Genomic DNA, 6000 nt, shown 5'->3' with positions numbered 1-6000 from the left:
AATTGTTTGTCATGTTGCTTTGCCATATGAGATCCTCCTTCAGCATGTTTCTATTGTACCATGCTTATGTGTATTTGGAATTTCTCATTTTGGCTTGTACTATTTATATTCTAGCAACATTTCTTCCACATATGGATTATATTTGATTGGTACATAAAATTCTATTTCCTGTATTGCCATGAGCCTCTCCTCCTCTATATAAGAAGCCTTTTAATTGCTATATGAATCGCGGTTAACTGGTGCACCACTCCAGCCAACAACGATTCCAAGAAGGGAGGCTTAATTTCAAACATGCCGGTGACAACTGCCGGCAAATACTCACGCAAGATTTGACCCTTGCGTGAGTAAGGTGAATATAAAATTTTAGAAGAAAGTTTATCTCAAAACTGTTACCGCGACTTTACCCGATAAACAGTTGCAAGATCAAAATAGTTGTATGATTCGCGTATGTGAATTGATGTAGACTCTACCAACATCACATATCTATATAGTTTTAAAATCCTATATGTGTCATACACATAGTTTTTATGCTCATATCTGCCAATCTGAATAATATCTCCAACATGGTACTGAGCCTTCAGAATATGCAGATGATACGTACGGATCAAAAAATTGTCTGATCCGTGAATATAGTATCTACTTTTTGTCATTTGGTTTATCCTCCATTCCATACTTATATATTACCAGACACTTTTGTTACATGTGTTCAGCCATGCTATTTTTGTGCTTATACATGGAAATAGCGGATAAAAGTACTATATATTGTGTTCGTTTCGTTATGCAATAAAGTCACGAAAATCATTTTCGCTCTGCTTAATGGCCAACTTATACATTTCATGACATTTTGGATTATTAAAAAAACTATTAACAAATTTTGCAATCTGGGGTCTGCTATATTTCATAGTACTCGCAGCACAGTCCTGAGTGTCTCCATCCAGTACTGTAAGACAAATTGCGGTGTGAACATTAGAATCAATAACATCAACACACAAATCTATAGTTCTGCTGATTATAAACATATTCTGCAAATTATCAATAATAGCTACTTCAAGAGCTTCTTTACTTCTAGTGTACATATCCTGTTGCATTTTCTCAATAAGGCTTGCATATTGAGTTCCCTTTTTATTCCCTTGAATACTCTCCACACTAATATACTTATTCTTTAATTCTGCTACTCTCTGGTTACAGATATCGATATTTTTCTGAAAATCTTTGTACATCTGAAAATCTTTTTTACAAAATTCTATACGATTATTCAACATATTAGTCCTCCTCTTTCTTATTGTATGAAGAAAAAATTTTAAGAAAATCTTCCAAACTCATGGAAACAAGTGTCGTTTCTCTATTCTTTTTATGGATCACTACCGGAATGTCGTCGGTATTTTTTGCGGAATTATCCCGTACCGACTGGTGATAGGCGTTGTAAAGATTTAATTTTTCTACGTGTTTACACTCAATGTGGAGGTGCGGAACACCTTCCACGTCTCCTGCATCACCGGTTTTTCCACAATGCTGAGCGGTGCGGCAAGCGTCCGGATAGCCGTGATCTTTAAAATAATGTGCAATCTCCAACTCGAAGCGCGCCCCCTTCTGTTTGCTCGCTCTCCCGATCTGCTGCGGAGTACGTTTCGTTTTTTCTTTTCCAGACATTAATATCCCTCCTCTGCAACTGTCAGATTTTCAGAAACCAGATCTTCCACGCTCAGCAGGCTCTTATAGGTGTTCAAAAAATCCCTGTAAACACGTTCCTGAGCAACTTCTATAAGTTTTCCATCCTCCGCATACTGCCATGTACCAGTACGAGGATTGAACATATAAAACTGGCTACAGCGTGCCCTTCCCATAGAATCACGCACTTCCAGGCAAACATATCTACAACCGCGATGATCTCTATAGTGTTTAATTTCTACTGTCAGATTTTTTGGTACTGTTCTCATATAAAAACTCCCTTCTCATTTGGAAAAAATGAAATTTCTCGGGGTACTATATTTGTAATCATGCAAACCTTTAATTTTGGTACATGCTATTCTAATGTATAACCGTACTCGTATATATATTAAGAGTGCGGTTATATATTAATTGTTATTTTATCTACAAAGTCTGTAATTTTAACCGCCTAAACCTCCATCCGGGATAGAAAAACGTCAGGATTTTACAGGCTTGTATTTCCGATTATCAGCTGATAATTTTAAAAAACTTAAGGCCACTCAAGACCGTACGAGCTATTAATTTTTTAAAATATGTAACAAAAATTAGGTATCTATAAAATCAATAGCTCATTCCGGATGGTTTTCTTACTGGATGATGTTTTTCAAAAAATGGCAAATTTGAAAATTACGAACCAGAAGAAAACTTAAAAATCTGCGACATTACATATATAGTTCCCCGGCAAAATTTTCAAAAATTAGTTACATAACGTTGGTAAAATCCAGAGTCTGCTGCTCATAAACAACGGTTTCTTCTGCAGGTTTCTCATCGTCCTCTGTTACCGGTTTGGTGTAAATGTATCCTGCCCTGCCTTTTGCCTTGCGAACATTACAATCATTTTCTCCACGAATCATTTGCACAATTTCTTGATTCTGCGGTTTACTCAACATGGCATTAAAGACATTTTTCTTCATGCCGATCGCATCGCACATATCGTTTTTCGTGAATTCTGTACCCGGTTTTAGATTTTGCCACCACTCAAAAAGCTTATTCATTTTTGTCCCCGGTTTCTGGTGACTTTCAAATCTCGGATGCATTTTTGATGGAATGTATCGGTAATCTTCCTTTTTGGAGTAATCAGCGCCAAAATATTCCATGACTTTCCGGAGCAGTCGCTCGTAAAAATCCTCTTCGCTTGAATTATATGTTCCCTGCTTTCTGCCGCGAATCGCCCAAATTACCGTAATGTCATATTTTTTAGCGTCTGCAGAATCCTCGCACCAGCCTCGAATTCTTAATCTGTAAATCTCCTGTATCACGGATGCCATAGCCGTCCGGAGTGCTACATCATCAATTTCTTCGGCTAAGTCAGATTTTTCTGCGTGATATGCAAAAATTAACTGCAACTGCCTTGCTCGATAGCCCTCATTCATTTTCAGGAGTCTGTCCAGAAATGATTTATCTCTGCAACACATCTGGCCTAAAACAACCTCTTGTCTCAACCTCAGGGTGGAAATTTTACACAATAAATAGCAATCTTTATAGATATTTTCTCCTGTGCAAAATTTGCTTCCAAAACTTGCATAGGTGTGGCTGGAAATTTCTTCCCCAGTTCTCTCATAGCCGTCCGGAGCTGCTAATTTATTTGTAAATGCAAGATTTTCGTGTTCTTTCAATCCGGAAATCATAATTTTTTCTGGGTCAAGACTTTCTTTTCCGTAGGTTTTTACAAGAAAATCATGCATTCTGTAGTACAGACGATCCGCATTGCCTGCTCCCTGTAAAAAAGTTTTGCTCATTTTTTCGTCCATTTGCACGAATCCAACATGGGTGCGTGGCTTATCGTAATGTTTTACCTCGAACAATTCGACGTTATCGTATGCAGGATTGATGTGCCCTGTGCCGTCAAAAATAAAGCACGGCATGTTCTTATGCGGGAGGAACTGCATATTATACCGGAAAACATGAACCTTGATTTGTCCCATTTTGTCGTCGATTTTGTCATCGCCGTAGTTGCTTCCCTGTACAAAAACTACATTCTCGTACCGGAAAATATCAAGGAATTGTTCCGCGGTCATAGTATCGCGCACATGTTCGCTGTTCTGATACATATTGTCGCAGTTATTTTTTAAAATTTTTTTCAATTCTGAAAGTGCAAAGAACCTCTCCGCCGCATCAAGTGCGGTGCTCGCAATGTCTTTAAGTCCTGCGCGAATACCGCCGATTGGAAGAAATTTTGTTAAATTAACGATATCTTCCAATGTAGAAACGATTGTTTCCGGACGGGTCTTTTCGGATAAATTCTGCATATTTTTAATAACTTTCGCCAAATCTGAAAACAATCTATTTTCCGATGGTGAGCGCATATCCTTTTTAACGGTCTTGATATCATCCCTGATATCAGCAACAATTGCTAAAATTTCGTCCCATTTTGACCGCCAAACCTTGCCATATTCTGCATTTCTCTCCTGACGTCCCAAATAGAGATCTATATGCATCTGCCCTTCGGCTTTTGTTCCGTTGGTATTATCAGGCAGCTTGATCGCGTTAATTCGGTCGATTTCCAGCTGCAGATCCTCTACAAGTTTCTCGGCATACCGTTCTGCACGTTTGGCGGTACGACCGATGTTTTCTTCCCATTCGCTCTCCGGGCGGATTGTTTCACGGAAGACTCCGACCTGCTGCTTTATCTGGCTGTAATACCAGCTCTGGGAATCTACGTCCTGTATTGCTTCATCGCAATAAAGCGCATCCTTCCAATTGGCCTGACCCATGCGGTAGATCGTACAAGCGTTCCTGCGGACATCGGAATTAACCATCAGAAATCTCTGAGTGCTAAGAGCTACTAAATGCGATAAAATCAAGGTCTTCCACTCTGTCGCCTCGACCGTATCCCAGTCTGAGAGCCATGCAACATCATTTTTGACTTTCAGCCATTCCGTTCCACCCTGCTGATGGATCGCAGATTCAATATCATCTTTAAGGCGCTGGTTACTATCTGTCATCATTACTGCATCCAATTTGCCCTCGGCCGCCAAAACTGCAATGCCACGCATCAGAGAGCTCTTGCCGAGTCCACATGGTGCATCGATCACAGTGATTTTTCCGGGCTGGATACCCTTAAGAAAAACTGTTAAATTATAAAGTTCTTCAACGATCTGGAGCCGTTCTGGACTCCAGACCCTCATGTAACTCGGAAGCGTTCCATTTTTAAGCGCCATCTGGAAGCTGTCCGGCTGTGCTTTGTAACGTCTACTCATATTTACCCTCCTCCCAACGAGGGAAATAATCCTCAATTGACATCTGCGGGTCTTCCGATTTTTGATCGCGGCACCTATTCACGTTTTCCGTAATCGCTCTACTAGACGCCTCCAATCTACTCGTTACCAGCTGTAAATTTCTCGATTTTTTCATTTTATGTTCACCTCAATTGTCAAAATTCTTTTGTACATCTGCCCGTTATTAATTAAACGGGCAGTCATCTACGCCCTCTGGAATTTCCAGAAAGTCCGTTTTCGGCTGTGCATACGCCGGTGCTGCCGGATAATCGCCATTTCTTCCTGGGGCAAATCCATTTCTGGACTGCGGCTGTCCGCTCCTGCAGGCATCCTGATAAATAGGTGCGCTGTTGCGATAATTCGGAGTCGGAGCCTGCTGCTGTGCAGGTCTCTGCTGATAGTTACCATTGTTCTGCGGAGTCGGTGGCGTCTGCGGTACGTTCTGCTGTGGACGCGGTGCCTGTCCAGACGGCTGATTGTTCTGCTGGTTCGGATTTTTGCTCAAGAATTTGACTTTGCGAACCATAATAGTTGTGCTCGGAATTTTTACGCCGTCACGATTGGTATATTCATCCGTTGTAAGTTCGCCTTCTGCGTAAATCGTCATCCCTCTAGCTCCATACTGTGCTACATATTTCCCGGCCTGATAATTGGCCATGCAATGCAGGAAATCTGTTTTGCCAGCAATAGAGCTGTCCGATGCAATGTTAAACAGTGTTACCGGCTCGCCGTTGGATTTGGATTTTCCAACTGTCGGATCCTGCGCGAGCCTTCCGATAATAGTAATGTTGTTCATAGATAGATTTTCTCCTTTAAAAATAGAAATAAAAATTAAAAATGTTATGCGAGAAAACCAAATAGAATGTTGTATAAAATTTTAAAATTGAGGTTCCTGCCGGGATTCCGGCTATAAGAATTTAGAAAGAAGAAAAGAAAAAGAGACAGTGATATCAGATTTCTTTTCAAATCTTAATTTGAAACTTGATTTTTTTTTACAGAATTATTCCTTGTTTGGAGATTCCATTTCCTATTTCTTTTCAAAATTTCACCTGTATTCAGGATCCATTTCTATCAG

5 protein-coding genes are annotated in these 6000 nt (G+C 40.1%); all 5 read right to left on the bottom strand.

Features of this window, described 5'->3' with window-relative positions:
* Nucleotides 1-776: 776 nt before the first annotated feature.
* Nucleotides 777-1262, bottom strand: a complete 486-nt coding sequence (locus H8Z79_RS15880) for a hypothetical protein (RefSeq protein ID WP_118041283.1) — start codon at nucleotides 1260-1262, stop codon at nucleotides 777-779.
* A 1-nt stretch (nucleotide 1263) separates the two neighbouring features.
* Nucleotides 1264-1650 carry a putative PDDEXK endonuclease gene (locus H8Z79_RS15875; RefSeq protein ID WP_207726392.1) on the bottom strand — a complete coding sequence of 129 codons (387 nt, stop codon included), beginning with the start codon at nucleotides 1648-1650 and terminating at the stop codon, nucleotides 1264-1266.
* On the bottom strand, nucleotides 1650-1937 hold the full coding sequence (locus H8Z79_RS15870; protein ID WP_118041281.1) for a hypothetical protein: 288 nt from the start codon (nucleotides 1935-1937) through the stop codon (nucleotides 1650-1652). Before H8Z79_RS15870 ends, H8Z79_RS15875 begins: the two co-directional genes overlap by 1 nt.
* Nucleotides 1938-2408: 471 nt before the next feature.
* A complete protein-coding gene (locus H8Z79_RS15865) occupies nucleotides 2409-4907 on the bottom strand; it encodes a hypothetical protein (RefSeq protein WP_118041279.1) in 2499 nt (832 codons plus the stop codon).
* Between the two features lie 202 nt (nucleotides 4908-5109).
* Complete coding sequence (locus H8Z79_RS15860; RefSeq protein ID WP_118041277.1) at nucleotides 5110-5721, bottom strand: single-stranded DNA-binding protein; 612 nt, start codon at nucleotides 5719-5721, stop codon at nucleotides 5110-5112.
* Nucleotides 5722-6000: the final 279 nt, after the last annotated feature.

Source organism: Blautia intestinalis (genome assembly GCF_014297355.1).
In the GTDB taxonomy this organism is placed as follows: domain Bacteria; phylum Bacillota; class Clostridia; order Lachnospirales; family Lachnospiraceae; genus Blautia_A; species Blautia_A intestinalis.
Note: the sequence above shows the minus strand (reverse complement) of the source record. Positions and strands in the feature narration are given on the sequence as shown.

What these genes read in the sequence shown, in the direction of transcription:
- H8Z79_RS15865 (WP_118041279.1), bottom strand. Translation starts at nt 4,907, where the DNA reads ATGAGTAGACGTTACAAAGCACAGCCGGACAGCTTCCAGATGGCGCTT.
- H8Z79_RS15880 (WP_118041283.1), bottom strand. Translation starts at nt 1,262, where the DNA reads ATGTTGAATAATCGTATAGAATTTTGTAAAAAAGATTTTCAGATGTAC.
- H8Z79_RS15870 (WP_118041281.1), bottom strand. Translation starts at nt 1,937, where the DNA reads ATGAGAACAGTACCAAAAAATCTGACAGTAGAAATTAAACACTATAGA.
- H8Z79_RS15875 (WP_207726392.1), bottom strand. Translation starts at nt 1,650, where the DNA reads ATGTCTGGAAAAGAAAAAACGAAACGTACTCCGCAGCAGATCGGGAGA.
- H8Z79_RS15860 (WP_118041277.1), bottom strand. Translation starts at nt 5,721, where the DNA reads ATGAACAACATTACTATTATCGGAAGGCTCGCGCAGGATCCGACAGTT.